The sequence below is a fragment of the uncultured Anaerococcus sp. genome (assembly GCF_937934665.1).
Classification (GTDB): Bacteria; Bacillota; Clostridia; order Tissierellales; family Peptoniphilaceae; genus Anaerococcus.
In genome coordinates, this window is record NZ_CALGYW010000047.1 from 1 (window position 1) to 17,768 (window position 17,768).

The 17,768-nt window shown below is 30.0% G+C and carries 38 protein-coding genes; 5 read left to right on the plus strand and 33 right to left on the minus strand.

Annotated features, from left to right (window positions below; translation table 11 throughout):
* The 26 genes from Q0410_RS02035 to Q0410_RS02160 all read right to left on the minus strand — a co-directional run.
* A partial coding sequence (locus tag Q0410_RS02035) for a DUF1492 domain-containing protein (RefSeq protein ID WP_299032370.1) occupies nucleotides 1-475 on the minus strand: 475 nt, incomplete at its 3' end.
* Nucleotides 453-683, minus strand: a complete 231-nt coding sequence (locus Q0410_RS02040; RefSeq protein WP_299032371.1) for a DUF3310 domain-containing protein — start codon at nucleotides 681-683, stop codon at nucleotides 453-455. The genes Q0410_RS02035 and Q0410_RS02040, both read right to left, overlap by 23 nt.
* Nucleotides 684-1,052, minus strand: coding sequence for a MazG-like family protein (locus Q0410_RS02045; RefSeq protein ID WP_299032372.1), 369 nt, complete (start codon nucleotides 1,050-1,052; stop codon nucleotides 684-686).
* Between the two features lie 103 nt (nucleotides 1,053-1,155).
* Nucleotides 1,156-1,311 carry a hypothetical protein gene (locus Q0410_RS02050; protein ID WP_299032373.1) on the minus strand — a complete coding sequence of 52 codons (156 nt, stop codon included), beginning with the start codon at nucleotides 1,309-1,311 and terminating at the stop codon, nucleotides 1,156-1,158.
* A gap of 62 nt (nucleotides 1,312-1,373) precedes the next feature.
* The gene (locus tag Q0410_RS02055; protein WP_299032375.1) at nucleotides 1,374-1,616 is read right to left on the minus strand and encodes a hypothetical protein; all 243 of its coding nucleotides are present in this window, start codon (nucleotides 1,614-1,616) and stop codon (nucleotides 1,374-1,376) included.
* On the minus strand, nucleotides 1,613-1,939 hold the full coding sequence (locus tag Q0410_RS02060; RefSeq protein WP_299032442.1) for a YopX family protein: 327 nt from the start codon (nucleotides 1,937-1,939) through the stop codon (nucleotides 1,613-1,615). The genes Q0410_RS02055 and Q0410_RS02060 overlap by 4 nt, the downstream gene beginning before the upstream one ends.
* Before the next feature lie 38 nt (nucleotides 1,940-1,977).
* On the minus strand, nucleotides 1,978-2,169 hold the full coding sequence (locus tag Q0410_RS02065) for a hypothetical protein (RefSeq protein WP_299032377.1): 192 nt from the start codon (nucleotides 2,167-2,169) through the stop codon (nucleotides 1,978-1,980).
* On the minus strand, nucleotides 2,169-2,465 hold the full coding sequence (locus Q0410_RS02070) for a hypothetical protein (protein ID WP_299032379.1): 297 nt from the start codon (nucleotides 2,463-2,465) through the stop codon (nucleotides 2,169-2,171). The genes Q0410_RS02065 and Q0410_RS02070 overlap by 1 nt, the downstream gene beginning before the upstream one ends.
* 69 nt (nucleotides 2,466-2,534) lie before the next feature.
* Nucleotides 2,535-2,894, minus strand: coding sequence for a DUF1064 domain-containing protein (locus tag Q0410_RS02075; protein WP_299032381.1), 360 nt, complete (start codon nucleotides 2,892-2,894; stop codon nucleotides 2,535-2,537).
* On the minus strand, nucleotides 2,872-3,057 hold the full coding sequence (locus Q0410_RS02080; RefSeq protein WP_299032385.1) for a hypothetical protein: 186 nt from the start codon (nucleotides 3,055-3,057) through the stop codon (nucleotides 2,872-2,874). The genes Q0410_RS02075 and Q0410_RS02080 overlap by 23 nt, the downstream gene beginning before the upstream one ends.
* Nucleotides 3,058-3,065: 8 nt before the next feature.
* A complete protein-coding gene (locus tag Q0410_RS02085; protein WP_299032387.1) occupies nucleotides 3,066-3,290 on the minus strand; it encodes a hypothetical protein in 225 nt (74 codons plus the stop codon).
* Nucleotides 3,291-3,302: 12 nt separating this feature from the next.
* Nucleotides 3,303-4,961, minus strand: coding sequence for a DUF4942 domain-containing protein (locus Q0410_RS02090; protein ID WP_299032389.1), 1,659 nt, complete (start codon nucleotides 4,959-4,961; stop codon nucleotides 3,303-3,305).
* A 54-nt stretch (nucleotides 4,962-5,015) separates the two neighbouring features.
* Nucleotides 5,016-5,213, minus strand: a complete 198-nt coding sequence (locus tag Q0410_RS02095; protein WP_299032391.1) for a hypothetical protein — start codon at nucleotides 5,211-5,213, stop codon at nucleotides 5,016-5,018.
* Nucleotides 5,214-5,221: 8 nt separating this feature from the next.
* Entirely contained in the window at nucleotides 5,222-5,437 is a 216-nt protein-coding gene (locus tag Q0410_RS02100) for a hypothetical protein (RefSeq protein WP_299032393.1), read from the minus strand.
* Nucleotides 5,418-5,906 (minus strand): single-stranded DNA-binding protein, encoded by a 489-nt coding sequence (locus tag Q0410_RS02105; protein ID WP_299032395.1) that lies wholly within the window; start codon nucleotides 5,904-5,906, stop codon nucleotides 5,418-5,420. The genes Q0410_RS02100 and Q0410_RS02105 overlap by 20 nt, the downstream gene beginning before the upstream one ends.
* Nucleotides 5,907-5,915: 9 nt before the next feature.
* Entirely contained in the window at nucleotides 5,916-6,092 is a 177-nt protein-coding gene (locus tag Q0410_RS02110) for a hypothetical protein (RefSeq protein WP_299032396.1), read from the minus strand.
* Complete coding sequence (locus Q0410_RS02115) at nucleotides 6,085-7,032, minus strand: conserved phage C-terminal domain-containing protein (RefSeq protein ID WP_299032398.1); 948 nt, start codon at nucleotides 7,030-7,032, stop codon at nucleotides 6,085-6,087. Before Q0410_RS02115 ends, Q0410_RS02110 begins: the two co-directional genes overlap by 8 nt.
* Nucleotides 7,033-7,045: 13 nt before the next feature.
* The gene (locus Q0410_RS02120; RefSeq protein WP_299032400.1) at nucleotides 7,046-7,771 is read right to left on the minus strand and encodes a Rad52/Rad22 family DNA repair protein; all 726 of its coding nucleotides are present in this window, start codon (nucleotides 7,769-7,771) and stop codon (nucleotides 7,046-7,048) included.
* On the minus strand, nucleotides 7,768-8,238 hold the full coding sequence (locus tag Q0410_RS02125; RefSeq protein WP_299032402.1) for a siphovirus Gp157 family protein: 471 nt from the start codon (nucleotides 8,236-8,238) through the stop codon (nucleotides 7,768-7,770). Before Q0410_RS02125 ends, Q0410_RS02120 begins: the two co-directional genes overlap by 4 nt.
* On the minus strand, nucleotides 8,238-8,549 hold the full coding sequence (locus tag Q0410_RS02130) for a hypothetical protein (protein WP_299032404.1): 312 nt from the start codon (nucleotides 8,547-8,549) through the stop codon (nucleotides 8,238-8,240). Before Q0410_RS02130 ends, Q0410_RS02125 begins: the two co-directional genes overlap by 1 nt.
* Nucleotides 8,546-8,743 (minus strand): hypothetical protein, encoded by a 198-nt coding sequence (locus Q0410_RS02135; protein WP_299032406.1) that lies wholly within the window; start codon nucleotides 8,741-8,743, stop codon nucleotides 8,546-8,548. Before Q0410_RS02135 ends, Q0410_RS02130 begins: the two co-directional genes overlap by 4 nt.
* Nucleotides 8,744-8,757: 14 nt before the next feature.
* Nucleotides 8,758-8,958 (minus strand): hypothetical protein, encoded by a 201-nt coding sequence (locus Q0410_RS02140; RefSeq protein ID WP_299032408.1) that lies wholly within the window; start codon nucleotides 8,956-8,958, stop codon nucleotides 8,758-8,760.
* A gap of 83 nt (nucleotides 8,959-9,041) precedes the next feature.
* Nucleotides 9,042-9,209, minus strand: coding sequence for a hypothetical protein (locus Q0410_RS02145; RefSeq protein ID WP_299032410.1), 168 nt, complete (start codon nucleotides 9,207-9,209; stop codon nucleotides 9,042-9,044).
* A gap of 22 nt (nucleotides 9,210-9,231) precedes the next feature.
* A complete protein-coding gene (locus tag Q0410_RS02150; RefSeq protein WP_299032412.1) occupies nucleotides 9,232-9,453 on the minus strand; it encodes a hypothetical protein in 222 nt (73 codons plus the stop codon).
* Nucleotides 9,454-9,471: 18 nt separating this feature from the next.
* Complete coding sequence (locus tag Q0410_RS02155) at nucleotides 9,472-9,966, minus strand: ORF6C domain-containing protein (RefSeq protein WP_299032414.1); 495 nt, start codon at nucleotides 9,964-9,966, stop codon at nucleotides 9,472-9,474.
* Between the two features lie 3 nt (nucleotides 9,967-9,969).
* Nucleotides 9,970-10,860, minus strand: a complete 891-nt coding sequence (locus Q0410_RS02160) for a DUF3102 domain-containing protein (protein WP_299032416.1) — start codon at nucleotides 10,858-10,860, stop codon at nucleotides 9,970-9,972.
* A gap of 49 nt (nucleotides 10,861-10,909) precedes the next feature.
* Between Q0410_RS02160 and Q0410_RS02165 the strand changes: the two genes are divergently transcribed.
* Nucleotides 10,910-11,287, plus strand: coding sequence for a DUF2513 domain-containing protein (locus Q0410_RS02165; protein WP_299032418.1), 378 nt, complete (start codon nucleotides 10,910-10,912; stop codon nucleotides 11,285-11,287).
* Here the strand turns inward: Q0410_RS02165 and Q0410_RS02170 are convergent.
* Complete coding sequence (locus Q0410_RS02170; protein ID WP_299032420.1) at nucleotides 11,265-11,438, minus strand: hypothetical protein; 174 nt, start codon at nucleotides 11,436-11,438, stop codon at nucleotides 11,265-11,267. The two genes, Q0410_RS02165 and Q0410_RS02170, sit on opposite strands and share 23 nt — an antisense overlap.
* Nucleotides 11,439-11,488: 50 nt before the next feature.
* Between Q0410_RS02170 and Q0410_RS02175 the strand changes: the two genes are divergently transcribed.
* Nucleotides 11,489-12,163 (plus strand): hypothetical protein, encoded by a 675-nt coding sequence (locus Q0410_RS02175; protein WP_299032422.1) that lies wholly within the window; start codon nucleotides 11,489-11,491, stop codon nucleotides 12,161-12,163.
* Here Q0410_RS02175 and Q0410_RS02180 read toward each other — a convergent pair.
* Together Q0410_RS02180 and Q0410_RS02185 are read right to left on the minus strand one after the other, a co-directional pair.
* Entirely contained in the window at nucleotides 12,106-12,342 is a 237-nt protein-coding gene (locus tag Q0410_RS02180) for a hypothetical protein (RefSeq protein WP_299032424.1), read from the minus strand. The genes Q0410_RS02175 and Q0410_RS02180 overlap by 58 nt on opposite strands.
* Before the next feature lie 38 nt (nucleotides 12,343-12,380).
* Nucleotides 12,381-12,629, minus strand: coding sequence for a helix-turn-helix transcriptional regulator (locus tag Q0410_RS02185; RefSeq protein WP_299032426.1), 249 nt, complete (start codon nucleotides 12,627-12,629; stop codon nucleotides 12,381-12,383).
* A 151-nt stretch (nucleotides 12,630-12,780) separates the two neighbouring features.
* Here Q0410_RS02185 and Q0410_RS02190 point away from each other — a divergent pair, with 151 nt between their 5' ends.
* From Q0410_RS02190 to Q0410_RS02200, 3 genes are all read left to right on the plus strand, one after another.
* Nucleotides 12,781-13,428 (plus strand): LexA family transcriptional regulator, encoded by a 648-nt coding sequence (locus Q0410_RS02190; protein WP_299032428.1) that lies wholly within the window; start codon nucleotides 12,781-12,783, stop codon nucleotides 13,426-13,428.
* A 14-nt stretch (nucleotides 13,429-13,442) separates the two neighbouring features.
* On the plus strand, nucleotides 13,443-14,108 hold the full coding sequence (locus Q0410_RS02195; RefSeq protein WP_299032430.1) for a hypothetical protein: 666 nt from the start codon (nucleotides 13,443-13,445) through the stop codon (nucleotides 14,106-14,108).
* 118 nt (nucleotides 14,109-14,226) lie between these two features.
* On the plus strand, nucleotides 14,227-15,312 hold the full coding sequence (locus tag Q0410_RS02200) for a site-specific integrase (RefSeq protein ID WP_299032432.1): 1,086 nt from the start codon (nucleotides 14,227-14,229) through the stop codon (nucleotides 15,310-15,312).
* Nucleotides 15,313-15,800: 488 nt separating this feature from the next.
* Here the strand turns inward: Q0410_RS02200 and Q0410_RS02205 are convergent, their stop codons facing one another.
* From Q0410_RS02205 to Q0410_RS02220, 4 genes are all read right to left on the minus strand, one after another.
* The gene (locus tag Q0410_RS02205) at nucleotides 15,801-16,169 is read right to left on the minus strand and encodes a toxin-antitoxin system HicB family antitoxin (RefSeq protein ID WP_299032434.1); all 369 of its coding nucleotides are present in this window, start codon (nucleotides 16,167-16,169) and stop codon (nucleotides 15,801-15,803) included.
* Between the two features lie 297 nt (nucleotides 16,170-16,466).
* On the minus strand, nucleotides 16,467-16,619 hold the full coding sequence (locus tag Q0410_RS02210) for a CD1375 family protein (protein ID WP_299032436.1): 153 nt from the start codon (nucleotides 16,617-16,619) through the stop codon (nucleotides 16,467-16,469).
* The gene (locus Q0410_RS02215) at nucleotides 16,612-16,923 is read right to left on the minus strand and encodes a hypothetical protein (RefSeq protein ID WP_299032438.1); all 312 of its coding nucleotides are present in this window, start codon (nucleotides 16,921-16,923) and stop codon (nucleotides 16,612-16,614) included. The genes Q0410_RS02210 and Q0410_RS02215 overlap by 8 nt, the downstream gene beginning before the upstream one ends.
* 63 nt (nucleotides 16,924-16,986) lie before the next feature.
* Nucleotides 16,987-17,439 carry a hypothetical protein gene (locus Q0410_RS02220; RefSeq protein ID WP_299032440.1) on the minus strand — a complete coding sequence of 151 codons (453 nt, stop codon included), beginning with the start codon at nucleotides 17,437-17,439 and terminating at the stop codon, nucleotides 16,987-16,989.
* Between the last annotated feature and the right edge of the window lie 329 nt (nucleotides 17,440-17,768).

Genomic DNA, 17,768 nt, shown 5'->3' on the forward strand with positions numbered 1-17,768 from the left:
AATAGCTTGTCCAGTTTTTGTCCAACTTGTTAAAATTATATCCTTGTTCTTTCCTTATTTTATAAATTTCCTTTATAGCTAACTCGGACTTGTTATATACTGTACTTTTAGACATATATAATTCTTTTGCTTGTTGTCTCATTGTATGTGTTCTATTTATCCATACGTTATATATAATTACTTTACTAGTGTTATCTAGTTGCTTTATCGCATACTTTAATTCATAGTTATTTGATCTAATGTCTTCTATTTCTTTTTCTAGTATCTTTTTTTTATCTAATAATTTAATAACTTTATCCTCTTGACTTGTCCCTCCTCCCTGTGTCGGTTCGCTTGAACTCCACCCGGCCTGTAACATATCAAGCTTATTATCTAGGTTTTTTATTGCATTTCCTTTGATATATATTCTTTTTTTATCTTCTCCATAATCTATTAATATTTTTTTAACTTGATTATAATTGTTTTTCTTCTGCAAGTTCTTTCTCCCTTTTTGCTATTTGTCTTTTTAAATAAAAAATAGCCTTTTTATAATCTTCAATTTCACTACCTTTTTTTCTTGCCCTTAATACATATTTAACAACATTACCTCGATTAAACCCAAGCTTATAGTCTTCTATGATATCTATTACTTCAAATTCATTTCCCTGATAATGTGAAGGGTGATCTACACTTTCTTTTTCCATCTATAAGTCTTCCTCCTTGACAAAAGTTCCATTTATAGTTTTTCCTTGTCTATCCTTAATCTTGTTATAAGCAAGTTCTAGGCACTCAACAGGATCTAAGTCTAGTTGTTGTGCAAGTATAATTAAAGTAACTAAGATATCACCAAATTCTAACTCTAAGCACTTTTCCATAGCCTCATACTCAAAATAATGAATATCTCTAGAATCGTTATATTGAGGTCTAACTTCTAAAATATTATTCATTTCAGTTTTAAATTCAAAGACTTCTTCAATAAATTTTATAAACTGTTTGTCTGCATTTTCTTCATGTAATAAGTCTTTTTCATCTGCCCATTCTAGAACTTTTTCTTGTAATTCTTCATAAGTCATAATTCTCCTCCTATCCTAAATACCTAAAAATACTAACTACACTAACCGCAAGACTTAATATCAAAGATACTTGGTTTTTTCTTTGTTGATTCATCTCTTTTTCCTATTCATCTACAACCTCATAAACTTTCGCTATGTTCTCAATAGGTAAATTAATAAGTCCATCACCATCACCAAAATTAACTACCGCAACAGGATAGGCAATAACACCACCAGGGTGCCCGCCAATCATAGGCGACGGGTCTATTACCGTTGACAACTGAAAAACCCCATAAAAATCAGCAGTATATTTCTCACCATTAGCAATAACTTCACACTTTTTCACTCTTCTACCTCATATGTTTTATTAAAAATGTCTGGCTTGCATGGATAAAATTCTCCGTTTACTCCTTTAATAATATAGTCACCTTCGGTTAATAACATATTACCTTCTAAAGTTTGTATATAGTATTCGTTGTCATCAGGGTTATATTTCATCACGTTACAAAAATCTAAGGCTCTAAATATATGCTTTTTTTGATATTGTATAGCTTCAATTACTATCGGCTTTTTTCTGTATTTCACTCTTCTACCTCCTCTAATAGTTCTGGATTTTCATATATATTACCTATCAATTCTAATCCCCTATCATCTGTAAAATCGTATAAATCATGATATGAATTATTATTTTCTCCAATCCATTTTAAATATTCATCGCTATATCTAGCAATAAAAGTATCCGATATTATTTCCCCTTCAAAAGCTTCGGGGTCAGTCCATCTACAAATATCCCCATCATAAATTTCCCTACCGTTTTTATCCTTCAGCCCGCTATATTGCATTAATTTTATATCATTTGTTAGAAATATAGTTTCTAAATCCTCATCTCCGTTAAAATCAACTAAAATACAATTTTCATTTACAACAGCTAATCGTTAATATCCCTTTATCCTAAGTACCTAAAAATACAAACCACACTTACCGCAAGACCAAAAATTAATGCTACATTTATACCTGTCAAAAATATAATTGTACTTATAAGCCTTTCTGACCCTTTTTCTTCAAAAATTATTAATGCTACACTTAACAAAACTAAGCTTATAAGTGCAACTACTGATAATATTTTTATTGCCTGCATCATTTCTCCTTCATCTTAATATTTAAGTTTTCCATTATATCGGCAAAAGTCGTATAACCTTCACCGATACAATTTAATTTATAAACTATTCTATCTTGTAACCTTGTCATTCTAACATCACCAAAACCAAATTCATCATGCAAGGTTTCAAGATATACCGCCAAAATTTTTATTCTTTCATTATTTAGCTGCTTCTCTAGATTTCTATTCAATTCATCTTTGATTATCTTTTTTAGCTCTTTCTCAAAGTCCGCACTTTTCATTCTTGATAATCGTCTAATTTCCTGCCTATTCACATCATAAAACACCCCATATTTCCAATTTGTACGTTTTGTAAACACAAAATCATAGCCAAGCCTGCAAGCTTACATATAGTTTTCAAAGAATTTGTACTTATCCCCATACTTTTTCAAAAATAATTTTTTCTTAATTTTGTACACAGAAGTTGCCGTTCCTTTCGACTTAACATCTTCTACAACTACGTTTCCGTCTTTGTCTATATATTTAAAATCTGCTATATACTCGATTTTTCTATAGCCCTTATTGTCGTATCTGAATTTATCTTGTAATAAAAATATAGGTTGAAGTTCTAGGGCCTTTATAGCCCCCGCCCTTTCTAAAAGTTTCAACTCTTGATATCTTCTAGCTTCTTTCTTGCTGGCAAACTCAATACCATCTACAACAACTTTTTTCGATCTATACTTACTGTAATTTGTCTTTCTCATTTAACTGTCTTTCTCTTTTCTCGTCCTTTAAATTTTCTAGGGTACTTTCAATAACTAGGCGTGTACTGCCAGTCATAGCTAAAGGCAACCTATCACACATTCTTTGCCGACTTTTGATCTCTCTTTCAAGTTCAAGATCTGTCATCTCACTAAGTAAATTCATCTGTCCTCCTATATTCCTTTAAAACCGTTATATTCTCTCTTTGTCTTTTTTGCTATTTCTACATATGGGTAAAGATCTTCAATAGCTATAGAAAATTGTGTTGTGCCATTTCCTATGCTTAATGTTCCTCCTCTTTTATCAATAGTCATTTTTACTTCCAATTCTTTTAATGATCCATTATATTTGTTTGTCTCTATTCCCATAACCTTTTTATAAACCGTATCAAATAACATTTTTTATCTCCTTTACAATCTAGCACCTATCATTTTCACATTATCTAAAATTAGTTTTCCGTCTTCTAGATCCTTTTGATAAGTTTCTTTTCCTTCAAAGTCATCAACTATATTTTTTTCTTCTTCGTTCATATCTTTATAATTTTTCTTGCCATAGTTTGGTGGCAACCAATTTCTATTTTTTGCTGCATATCTATTTAATTTTTTTAGTAGTTCAAGGTCTGTAAATTTTATATGTGCAGTACCTTTTTTGTAGAAATCCATTCTTAAATATGGTAGTTCTACATTCTTTGATTGACCTCTACTTTGTGCTTCCGCCAACATTATTACTATTTCATTTCTATTTATTACTTTTCCATCTAAATAGCCCAAGGCTATAATTATGTCGATAACTTTTTCTTGATTGTTTGTAATATCAAATCTATCTGCAAATATACCTATACTGCTATAAGGTATAATGCACTTCTTATTGATTTTATAGGCCTTGTTAGTTTTCCAACCTGTGTAATAATGCACATTACCATTTTCTATTGAATCGCTATAAGCATATTTTTTGCTTAACATATCAAACAAATCCATAATTGAATCGTCTATGCTTTCTGTTAGATTGCTTGTCATGTTTTGTTGTAGTTGGAAAATATTATAGGCATCAAATTCAAAATTTTTGAAATCTTCTAACTGATTGTGTAGCTCTTGCCTTCTATCACTTGTCAGCATATTTCCAAGCTTGTTTGATCTAAATAAATATCTCCAATATTTAAGTCTGGTATTTTCTACATATTTATTAAAATCCATATTATAATCTCTTTCGGTTATGGTCTCTTTTCCATAAAAATCAAGGGCCAAAGTCAATGAACCTATGACACTTGAATCATCTAATAACTTGATTGATTTTAACTTTAAATATTCGTCAATTAGTTTCTTACCTGATTTAATTTCTAGGTTGTATTGTTCTATAAGACTATCTATTAAGTTATTTTGTGTTAAAAAGTTTCCGCCTTGCTTTTCTTTAAATTCTTCCTCATTTGCCTTTTTCATATCGTCAAAGATATTTGACTTAAAGTTTTCTATATTTTTTTCAATATCCACATGTATTAAGGCAACTTCTACATCTGTTTTTCTTTCGGCATCAGCAAAACCGCTATCAACGTATTTTATTTCCGCCTTGTATTCTTCTAATTTTTCAACAAGTAGTTTTCTTGTATTTGAATATGGATTTTTTATTGTTTCTGCATTTAAAATACATAGTATTTCTCCACCATCTTTCATTAAATCCAGGGCTTTTAATAAGTGACTATCCCCATTTTTAAATGGTGGGTTCATAACTATAAAGTCATATTTAATAGGTGATTGATAAGATAAAAAATCATCATAAACTACTCTATAGCCTTTGTGTTTGAGTATTCCTTGTAAATTGAAATCTAATTCTATTACATCAATTTCTTTGTATCTTTCGTTATATCCAAACTTTTCTTGTGCAAACTTTATAAACTCGTCTATTAAATCTCCCTTACCTGCACTAGGCTCTAAAATTCTATCTAGTTTTGGATATACTAGGTGTTTTCCTAAGTACTTGTTTTCTTTTTCCTTTACCGCCATTTCAAACAAGGCCTGTGCTAAGTTTTTTGGTGTAGGATAAAATTGTTTATCTATTGTTGTTAATTCTTCCATAGTGTTCATGGCTTACCTTTCTATTCATTTATACATTTAAAGTGGGTAATTATCCTATTTTACAGTAACCCTGTCATCACCAAATATCGCCTCTAATATGCTTTCGTAAGTCAGATCTTCTCCGCCTATAAACTCATCATTTAAGCCTTTAAGTGTCTCCTTGAGATATTTCTTGTCAAGTCCATAACGAATGCTATCCTCAAAGTCTTTTGGTATGTCTATGTCAATTACATAGTTAATTTTTAGTTGCATATTTCCTCCTAACTAGCTATCCAACCTATCCTGTAGTCTTTTATCATCTCGCTTTTTTTGTATAGGCCATCATCAAAAATTGCTATTCTATTATTAACTTCAATTAGTTTTGCTTTATATATCCCGCTATCTACTGCACACATATTTATTTTTCTTTTATCCTTTTTCTTCGGTTCTACTTTGTAGGCTTTTCCAACTTCCAAATTAAAACGGTATTTGTCCATCGCCCATCTCCTCAAAATCATCTTCAAAGAAATCATCATTATTTGCCCCTGTATTCAAATTATTATTTTCGCCATATAAATTATCGCCTAAATTGTTTTCATTTGAATTTGACCCTGTTTTTGTAGAATTTTGGCTATCCAGGTACTCAACTCTTTCTGCAATTACATCTGTTGTGTAAATTCTCTTACCTGTTTGCCTATCCTCGTATGATCCTGTTTGAATCCTGCCGTCAATCAAGCACTTACTGCCCTTGCTTAAATACTTTGATGCGTTTTCAGCTTGTAAACCAAAGACTATAACTCTGATAAAGTCGGCCGTCGGGCATCCCGCCCCTTCGGCTTCCTGTCTTTTTTGCTTGCTAAGTCCCCTGTCAACCGCAAGTGTGAAAGATACCACCGCCTTTTGTGACTGTGTGTATCTAAGCTCTGGGTCTTTTGTTAATCTTCCTGAAAGTATTACTGTATTCATAAATCACCCCTAAAAATATTCTTTATATACTTCTTTATATTTTTCTATGTGCCTATTAATATCTTTTCTTAATTCTTCTGCTTCCTTGATTTTTCCTTTTTCCTTTAAAAATCTTTGTATCTTAATAATTCTTTCTATCCTTCCTCTATCACATATAGGACTGCTTCCATCTAAAAATCTACTCATTTAAATCCCTCAATACTTTGTCCCGATATTTATCAGTTGGTATATAATTGTCTGCATATGAGTTAAATTCACCTAAATCTGATTTATCACTAGCTTTATTTTTTATGCTTGTTTCGTTTAAATATTGATCAAATTTATTTCCAAATAAAGTTGTAGGTCTTAAAAATTTGTTCATTTTTTGATCGTCTATCCATTCATTTGTTTTGTTATCTATAACTTTTTTAAAATCCTCAAAAGTATATCCTTCATTCCATCTAGCTTTTATTAATTTCCTATTTTGATATGCACTGAATTTATAACTCTTATTTGTTTTCTTATTTAAATATTGAATAATCTCTTTATATGGAGTTGGATCATCGCTTATATATTCATTCTTACTATTATTATTACTAATATATTCATTCTTATTAGGGTAAAGATTTTTTACTGGTGACTGGTAAAACTTTTTTACTACTCCAGTAAAATTTTTTAACCCGTTAATATTCTTTACTGGTAAAACTTTTTTACTACTTTCTAAATTATTCAAGTCTTTATCTTCATAATCTAATAAGCTTTTTACACTGAATAATTCTTTATTATTAAAGTTATTAACATATATTAAGTTTGGTAGTCCTTGCTTTTGTTTTTTTATATGGACAAGTCCTATTCCATGTTCGTCATCTAATTCTTTTAAAATTTTAATGGCAGTTGGTCGTGAACATTTTAATAGTTCGCATATCCTTTCTATAGAAAATTTAATATAAACTTTTCCATCTTCATCCCTCCAACCGTTTTTAGTACTTAATTTATAGGTATCTAATAGCAAGGTATAAAGTACAATTGCATCAACTGATAGTTTTTTAAAGTATTCATTAGATAATAAAATTCTAGGCATTTGAAGATATTCATGTATCTCGATTTCGTTATATTCAAATTCTTTAAAATGGATTTTTTTATCCAATTAACTACCCCCTTTATGCAAAACTTTCTTGCGTCATCCGTGCTATAAGTTCGTTTATTTCTTCACTTGTTAGTTCGGATGATTTTGTCTTTCCAAAATCTCTACTTGCTTTTTCTGTTATTGTTTGGCCTGATATACCTACTTTTTTTGCAATATCTTGCATGTGTTGGATTTCTGGTCTTATATTTTTTTTGTTATTATTCTTTTTATAATTGTTTTTATTTTGATAGGCTGGATAAACCACTTCCCATTTATTTTTTGATTTTATATAGCCTTCAATTTCTACATATTTGATTTTTCTATCGTCATCATAATTTATGCTTTTTACTCTATATTTTTTTAAGTTCCGGTCTTTTTTGGTATTTATTTTTGTATCGCTTCTAACCCATATAATAGGAGCTGTATATAGTTCTCTACCTATACCAAGGTTAAAACAAGCCCTTTTAAATGAATCACTAGCTCTACCTTTTTCAGCTTCTGAAAAGCTTTCTGTGCCGACGTCTTGTTTTACTATCCAACACTCTTTTTCATCGTCATAGATAGATACATTGCAAAATAATTGTCCATTTATAACTTCATGTGTTCTTTGCCAACCCGTTATTCCTAATGTTTCATCTAGGATTTTCATATCGCATCTTGCATCTTTGTATAGAAGTAACATTGCACTTTGTAGATCGTGACTTGTATGACTGATTCTCACTTCTATTTCATCTGCTTTTAAAAGCCTAAATTCTTTCATCTTATTCTCACACTTTCAGTTTGTATTAGTTCCGCATAGTCGACTTCTAGACCTTCTTTTATATCTTCTTTTAGGCTTGCCTTATCTAGTTGTCTTATAGTTTTAAAGTATTTATCAGGTATCTTTTCCTCATTTTTAACAACTAATTTCGCTGGATTTTTTTGTATTGCTATTGTGAAAAGTGGAGTTTGAACTTTCTTTTTATCGGTCATTTGAAGATTATTAAATAGATATTCTTCTATTCTTTTTATCTTGTTTTCATACGTTTTTCTTTTAGCTTGCAATCTTTTTTCTTCTAGCTTTACCGCTTCTATATCTCCTTTAATTGATCTAATAAGTTTTGCTAGGTTTTCAGCTTTTAAGTCAAAAGCATCGTCTATAACCTTTAGGGCCTTTTCAAATTCTGGCCCTTCAAGGTCTGCATCTAATAATGAATTGTAACTTTGTGATATTTCATATAATTTCATTAAAAAGCCACCTTTCCGTCTTCTTCTAACTTGATTTCTGATTGATAAATATTGTCCATCTCGTTCCGATATTCCATATCTTCAATAATTTTGTCGGCTTTTACACCAATTTCTTTCATATATTCAAAATCTTTTTGATCTTCTGGTAATACCGTTTTATCTATAATAATCTCATCTGACTTTGTAGTCTCATTGTGATAGCCCATATTTGTTCTAATCGCATCTTCAAAACCGCCTAAGTTTTCAACTTCTTCTGGACTAATATTCATTACATATTCTCTATATACAACTGTTCTAACTTGAATTCTCATTCATAAACCTCCCAATTCTCAACTTCTACTGCTGAATCCCAATCTATATCAATCAAATTTGCATCAAAGTCAACCATGTCAGCCGTAGGTATTTCCCTTAAAGCTGCATCAATAACATCTTGATCATTACTTTCTATATTTACTGGTAAAGTCGCCTTAAATGTTATAGGGACTGTAAATTTTACATTTATCATTAATCCTCCAATTTTTAAGAATAAATTGTTTTTACAAGTTGTCTGGACCTTTTTTCTAGTTCTTGATCTAATAGATAAAATTCTTCGTCATTATCTCTATTTAAACCTCTTATTTCTCCCATTTTTAAAAGAGCAATTATAAAACCTATATCAAATTCTTTAATTATGTGTACTTTTTCTATTAAAGTTTTATTATTTAAATCAAATATATTCATTTATTTTTCCTTTAATTTCTGATATACTTATTTATAAAGAATGATGCTTTTTTCCCAATTCGGCACATTCTTTTTTCTTTTGTCTATAAGTCTTTAGCAAGTTCATAACCCCAAGTATCTACTCTTGTCATAAATTCTTTTTTCTTTGCTTCTCTTTCATCAATCCTCCTTTGATCTCTTTCTGCTTTAGCCTTCATTCTTTCGCTTCTTGTAACTTTTTTCTTGTTGTTTTTTAATAATTTTTCAATCATTTTCTATCTCCTTTTATTTAAATTATTTAAAAAAACTTTGTTTGCCCTCTATGCACCTTATCAAGGCCTGCCTATCAATCATGTAGTAATATCTTTCGTTATCTTCAAATTTTTTATAAGCTTTTCCAAAACTACATATATCAGCCCTTAACATTGATCTAAGAATATCCTCATTAAGTCCCGATATAGCCATTCCACCAATTTCTGATATAGCTTCTTCTACAGATATAATAAGTTTCTCCATAAACCACTCCTTTCTTGGTTAACTTTCCTTAACCTCCTTTATCTTTCTGTATCTTTCATTTACTTTTTCATGTGTAAAATCTATAACTCCATCATCTATAGCTTGTAAGATGTGTTTGTAGTCCCTTCTTTTTGTACTGCCTGCTGCCTTATATCCAATCCCTTTTATTGCTTCATAGCCCCAAGCATAGGCTATATTTCTTTTACTTTGGTTGTCATAGTCACCGCCTAAGACTGTTTTTACAATCGCTTTAACCTTGTTTCTGATGATTTTATCTTCAAAAGCTTCTATTCTAACTTCTTCTTTTAAGTCCCTAACGTCAGATTCTACCTTTGCCATTTTTTGCTCTTGTACTGCCATTCTTGCAGCTGTGTCTTGTATGGTTACTCCCATCTGATTTTGTGTCATAACTAAAACTTTTATAGCATCTTCAAGACTTACATTTTCTAAATTGTTATTTAATATCATTGGATTGTTTACACTTTTATTTTGTCTGTTATTAATTTCTGTCATTTTTTACTCCTTAAAATTTTCTTCTACGTTCTTGTATAGTTGTTCACTAAAGTCTCTTAAGTATTTGATTGACTCCAAAAATAGCTTCTTGTTTCTTGCCGGCAACTCATCTATATATTCAGTTAGATATAAAAGCCCTCCTACATCTTTGATAAATCCAGCTATCCTATAATGAAAGCCCGATACATCTTCAACAATTTTTTGTTGTGCCTGTTCTGCTTCCAATTGACTTATTGCTTCCATTTTCTTGTTCTTTTCGATAAACAACTTGTCTTTTAATTTCCTGTTGTCCTCTTCAAGCTTTTCAAGCTCTTTTTTTATAGTCTTGTAATCCTCCGGCACCACCTCTTTTATAACTTCTTTTTCAATAATTTCGGGATCTCTATTCCTTTCTAAAAGAAGTTCTCCCTCCGCTCTTGACCTTTTGTCTTGTTCTTCTTTTATTTGTTCTTCTTTATAGGTTAGTGCAAACTTTGCAGCCTTTAACTCTTCGCTTATTTCTCTTTTTTCTTCTTCATTTTTTCTCAAGCTTTCTTTATATTCCTTGATTTCCTCTTGTAATTGTCTTGTAGTGAGACTTTCCACATCGTGTTTTTCTATAAAGTCGTCTCTTTCTTCTTCATCTTTTATGCTTGTCAAGGCTAACACTTTGCTAAAGTTCAAATCCGAAATTGTTTTCGGGTTTGAAAAACTATTGCTTACTTTTATCAGTTGTTGAGTAGTTCTTTCCGAATATCCAAGATTATCCTTAACCCGGTTAAGCCAGTTGCCATGTCCTACCTGTTCTTTTGCTTGATTAAGCCTTTTGCCTATTTCCCAATAAGAAACAACCGCTTGATTTTCAAAAAACTTTATTTCAGATACAATCTGATCCAGACTTACCAATTCATTCATTCTTTCTCCTTTCATTATTAGTTGATATAATCACCTTAGGAGGTAATTTATGAAACTTAATTATGATGCAATACGCTATTTATTAATCTTCTTAGAAGATAATCAAGGATATAATCAACCTATTTTTATAGAAGATATTCCTAACAAATCTTTTGATGTAGAAGACATTCGATATTCTGCAGAAAAACTCATAGAAGCAGAAATCTTATTAGGTAGTGTTTCTCACTATGTTGATGGTGATACAGCGATTCTTATTAATTCTATTTCTTGGGAAGGTCATCAATTTCTAGCACAAATTAAAAATGATAATAACCGGGAACGAATCAAAGAAAACCTTAAAAAATTAGGTATACAGTCCATCAAATCTATCACTCAAATAGCGACAATGTTAACAACCGAATATATTAAAAATCAGTTAAAAATATAATTTTATCTTTTGGTATAGAAAGTTCCATATTTAATTTAATAAACGGACCTTCATTTTCTGTATAGGAAAAATCTTTTATATATGGGATTTCTATGCCATTAATTTTTATAGTTGTTTTATTTTTTTGTTTTATTATTTTTATTTCGTTCACTCTCTCTCCTTTCATCTTTCTGGTATAATCTCCATATAAGGAGGATTAACATGAATTTAAAAGATACCGTTCCTAAAAATATAGATAATATTACTTACGACATTCCAACCATTTGCCCCCATTGTCATCAAAAAATGATGCCCATTATATTAGAAAAATCTATTATGCATTCAGATGCATTTGGAAACACCAAGCAAGCTCTTTTGGTTCAATGTCAATATTGCGGCGAATATTTCGCCCTATCCTATAAAATCAAATTCATTGCAACATCTAGAAAATATGTTACTGAGTACATTCCATATACGTATTCATATGATCCAAACCTCGTAATTCCAGATGAGATAAGCTCATTCTCCAAAGATTTCAAAGAAATCTACAGACAATCCTTGATTGCGGAACACTATAAACTTAATCAAATTGCAGGTATTGGATATCGCAAAGCCACAGAATTTCTTGTCAAAGACTTTCTCATAAACCATAAGAAAATGGATAAAGATAAAACCTCTAAATTACCATTAAAACAAGCTATAGAAAGACTTAATAGCCAAAAAATCATTAACCTTGGTTTAGCCACTACCTATCTAGGAAATGACGAAGCACATTACACAAGAAAACATAATGATAGGGATATTAATGATCTAAAAAAACTTCTTAATGCTTTAGTTTACTACCTATCTTTAGAGGTTATATCTAGTGAAGCATCATCTATAATTGATGAAAATTGATCTAAGGGATCAAAACTTCCTAAACTCTCCCCACTTTCCAAGTAATATTCTTTAACTTCTCTATTAAATTCTTTAAAGTCGCTTTTTATTTGATATGTCACCTCTACCAAAGAGGTGATTTTTATTCCCTTTGGAACTAATTCATTACCTAACCTCTTGTCTATTTTTTTTAATTTCATTGTTACTCCTTTCTACTAACAACTACATTTATTACAAATCATTGTTGTAAATGATTATCTATTAAATCTTTTTTACACGTATTAATTGTATTTTTCTTTAAAAAAATATCGTCTAATCCTACACCAAAATATTCCGCTATTTTTTTTGCTGTTTTCAAGTTGGTGCTTGCTCCATTTTCAATACTGCTTAAAGTTTGTTGTGTTATACCTATATCTTTTGCCATTTCACTTTGATTAACCCCTTTAATGACTCTATAGATTTTTATATTATTAGTTATAATAATCACCTCTTTTCTTATCTTTAATTAAATTATACAAGTTTTAATTGTGATTGTCAAGTATTTTTTTAAATATTACTTGTATTTTAGTACTAATACCGATATTACTTGTTGTATAATACCGTTTTTAATTGTAACATACAGGTAAAGGAGGTGTCTAATGGTAGATATTAAAGATAAAATAAGAGATTTAAGAAAAGAACACAATTATACCCAGGAAGAAGTTGCATATAAAATAGGCCTTTCGACTTCTGCATATGGATATTATGAGCAAGGCAGAACCACTCCACCACTTGATAAACTAAAACAACTAGCACACTTATACAATATAAGCATATCTGAATTAACTGGCGAGCCTATAGATAAAATAGAAATGATAGGAAAAGCAACATCTATGAAAAGATATCCCTTTGTTGAATATCCTATATCAGCAGGAAGTCCAAGAAATATTGAAGGCATTAAAAATCTTCAACACCTTGATGTTCCCGACTATATTTTAGGCAAATATTCAGAGTCAAAAGATATTTATTTTATGAGGGTAAACGGTGAGTCAATGAATAAAATAATTCCCGATGATTCGCTAATTGGAGTTCAAAGAAATATAGACTTACAGTCTTTAAAACAAGGCGATATTGTAATTTATAGAACCTCCGCATATGAATATTCGGTAAAACGTTTTTATACTAACGATGAATACATAATTTTTAAACCTTTTTCAACTAACCCAGCTTATAAAGATAAAATTTTTAGCAAAGATGATGAAGTTGAAATTTTAGGAAAAGTTATTTTGTATTCTGTTATTTTGTAATGAAAGGAGAAAAAATGAAAATCAAAAAAGTTGTTATTTGTGCATTAGCTTTAGGAGTTTTAGCAGGTTGTGGTGACAAAGAAGAAACCAAAGAGGAAGCAGTCGCTATTGAATCAAGTGTGCAACAAGAAGAAGTTGCTACTTCAAAAGAAGAACCTCAAACAATAATGAATGAGCAACCAGTGCAAGAAGAAGTAGCTGACGAAACAAAAGATCCAAATTTTATTCCAGAATATAACCAAGTTATAGAACCAGTAACACAAACAATACAAGCAGGGCCAGGAAATAATGAAGAAGAGAATTATTTTAACATAAATGGACTTATAGGCGACTATAAACAGATAGGCGATGCTTTTATTGTAGATCACGAGTATGAACCAGACAAGAAAATATTAATAATACCAGTAAACGTTGTAAATAAATTTGATAAACCATCTGATATATCAACTCTTACCATAGCTGAATTCAACCTTATACAAGAAGATGATAACAGTGTCTATAAGTGTACACAAACAGGATATTTACCAGATGAATATAAAAATGATTATACTGTAAAAATAAAAATTGGTGGAAATCTAGATTATTATATGGGATTTGAATTTGAGCATGAAGATCTAGACTTTAAATTAGTCAGTGGACTAGGCGATCATATTGTATTTGCAAATTTTATAAACAATTAAACAAAAAAAGAGACCCTAAAAGTTTTGGTTGATGATTAGGATCTCCAATAAAGAATTATAGTACAAGGTACTATTCATGTACTATTGTACCACTTTTTATATTAAAAAGGAGGTATAAATGGCAAAAAGAAGGAAATTACCAAACGGTTTTGGTAGTATAGCAAGAGTTAAAAAAACAGCATCAGGAAATATAAGAAAAAATCAATATAGAGCTAGATTAAGTGAAAAATATGGAAGAAAATCTATTGGTTACTTCAAGACCTGGAATCAAGCTTTTGATGCTATAGCTAATTATAAAGAACCTATAAAAACTGAAACTTTTAAAGATTTTTATTTAAAGTTCAGATCATCAACCGCTTTCAAGAAGTATGTTAAAAGCACACAAAATAGGTATGATAGAGCTTTTGAAAGGTTCGAAGATCTTTATGACAGAGAAATTCATACTATTGTTTATTCAGAATTACAAGCTGTTATAGATCAAATGGAGCTTGAAGGCTATACTTACACGAAAAATGGTGAATTAATCCATGAAGATTATTCTAAATCATCTATTGAAAGATTAAAGCATTGTCTTAATAAGATTTTTTTAATAGCCTTAAAAGACAATATAATACAATATAATCCAGTTCAATATATAGAAGTGGGCGGCATAAAAGAAAAAAGGGTAAAAGAAATCTTCAAACAGGCGGAAATAGAAAAATTATATCAGTCTATCCCCTATAACCCAAATGCAAGACACGTATTATGCCTTATTTTCACAGGAATGAGGACAGGTGAGTATTTATATTTAAATAAGAAAAACATTCACCTAAACGAGCATACAATAACAAATTTTGGTATAAAGACAGAAGCCGGTAGAAAAAGAATAATGTTTATACACCCAAAAATAAAACATATAATGACTTCACTTTATAACGAATCAAGAACCGGAAATATACTTGAATATAATAAATCTGCCATAAAATACGATAGTGAGTTTTATAATAAAATTTATTACCCCGCATTAGATAAGGCAGGAATAAAAAGAAAAATACCTTATACTTGCAGATATACTTTTGCAACTATCTTATACTATTCAGGAGTAGATCCAAGGGTTATAAAAGAATTATTAGGTCATACCAGCTTTGAAGTAGCACAAAAATTTTATATCCAAGATAAAGAAGGTATGCAAGAATATATGTATGAAGAATTTAAAAAAATATGATTATATGATTTATTGCCCCCCGGTTGCCCCCCACAAAACTAACAAAGCAAAAAGAACGTTGTATTTTCAACGTTCTATAAAATCTAATGGCGCGACATTGAGGAAGAGACTAAGCTTTATATATCAAGCAAACGTTAAATTCTTCAACGGTTATTAATGATATTTAATAGCTATAAATAATTGGTTGCCCCCCGGTTGCCCCCGACTTCTTTAAGTGGTACATAGTACATTTTATTAATTTTATGCACAAAAAAATCAAGACCATAGTCTCGACTTTCCCATTTAAGAGGGCATACTTAAAAATCCCCTCAAAACTTGAAATTAAGCCAAAACCTCATAAATCGACTTCTAAGCGATTTTATTTTCATAGAGGTATAAACATATACCTATATTTTATATTTTTATGCAAAAAAAGAGCTATCAAGATAGATAGCTCATATACTCTACTCATATTTTCTATACATTGGTTCTCACCGCACTCTTAAATACTATTTACTAAGTTTATAAACAATTAATTGATTTAAAGAAGTATCCTCCGCCTTTGCTTGTTCAGCTAGATGCTTATGCAAACTTCTTGGTATTCTAGCTAAAACTCTACCAGAATATTTTTCATCTACTGGCTCTGGAATTTCTTCTCCATCTTCTAATCTATCTTCTATAGATAATTCTAATGCTTCATATATATTCTTATATAATTCATCTATTGTATTACCTACAGTTCTAACATCATACAACTCTTCAACTTTGCCAACATAATAATGACCTGATTCATCATTTATTTCTTTAGTAATAAATGTATATGGCAAAGATAAATAGTAATCAAGATTTTTTTTTGCTTGTTTTATGCTTCCTTTCATACACAACGAGTAAATTGATATTATAGATGAACCGCTAAGGCTCATCTATAATGGAATGAGTTTATCATATTTACTCATAATCACCTCCTGATATTATGATACTATATACAGTATCATAAAACAAGTTTTTTGCAACAAAAAAAGCAGCATGGGATTATTGCTGCCTTGGTGATTGAGTAAATTATTCTATCAACTGAATAGTATCATCTAACAAATATTTTGTCAAAAAAACAAGCCTCCCAATTAAGGGAGGCCTTTTTTAAAGTTAAACAATTTTATTTCTTTATTAATATCCTACTAATCCTCTTTATAAGGTTTACCATCTATAATAGCAAGGTCTTCTAATCCTTGATTTACAAGTTCTTGATAAACATTTTCTCTATACCATTCTGGTATATCTTCAAATGTTTTTAGTCCTCTTGTAATTAATCTTACATAAATTTTAGCCATTTATAACCTCCTCTGCTTGTTCATTTCCTACTACTTTTTCAAAGAGATCAGCAAGTGTCATCATGATTTCATCTTGTCCGTTTTTTAAGTCTTCTTGCATTTTTTCTAATTCGTTTAGTACTGGAACTGGATTAAATTCTTTGGCTAGTTCTTTTTTTGCCATATCCTCAATTTGAAAGTCCCCTAATTTCCCTAAATCTCCATCAAGCATTACTTCAAATTCTCTTAATGGTCTTTCTTGATATAGTTTTACTCTTGTTTGATTTGTATTTTTGTAATACATTCTTTGAATTTGATAAGTCATATTTTTATTCTTCCTTTCACTTTTTATTTATATAAAAAAGACTACTGAATATAGTAGTCCTATTTATATTGATTTTATTTCTTTGTAATTTCCTGTTTTATGATATTGTTTATTTTCTTCGTCTATATAATCTTTTGCTAAAATATATAAATTGTCTTTGTTATACTCTTCGCTTGTAATAAATAGTTTGTCTAAGTCTACCGGTGTATTGTTGTTATTTCTAAATGATATTTTTAAGTAACATATATTTTCTGGGATATCTATTAAAAATTTAGTGAATGTATTACTTATTAAATTACCATCAACATAATTTTTATCATCGTCATAATATGCAAGCCTAAACTGCCATACGTTTATAGCGTTTGTAAATTGTATTTTATCCAAATCTTTACAATAAATGAAATCTGTAGCTATATGGGTTGGAGGGCTAGAGATAAATACATTTCCATCATTTTCGTTAACAAATTTTCCTACTTCTACTTTACTTTTATCAAATAGATTTTCTTTAACTAACATATCCCACCTCCTTATATAATGTATTTAGGTTGTTAAAGGTAACCTATAATCCTTTATCGACTAAGTATTATTCAGTTTTACTGTATAATATTGTTATTAGATAGAGTGTACTCGTTCCCTCCTTGAGATTTAATCTCGTAATTGAAAGAGTGAGTCCTCTAATCTTTTAACTGTTTACGAATAAGTTAGATGTTGACCCTTTCAGGGTACTTCGTATATACCATAAGGCAGTAACGTTATTAGATTTTGAGGTGTCTATCTAAAATTTCTTTTTCGAGGTATCTTATGTTTTATTTAGGTATTGATATTGGTAAAAATACTCATGTTGC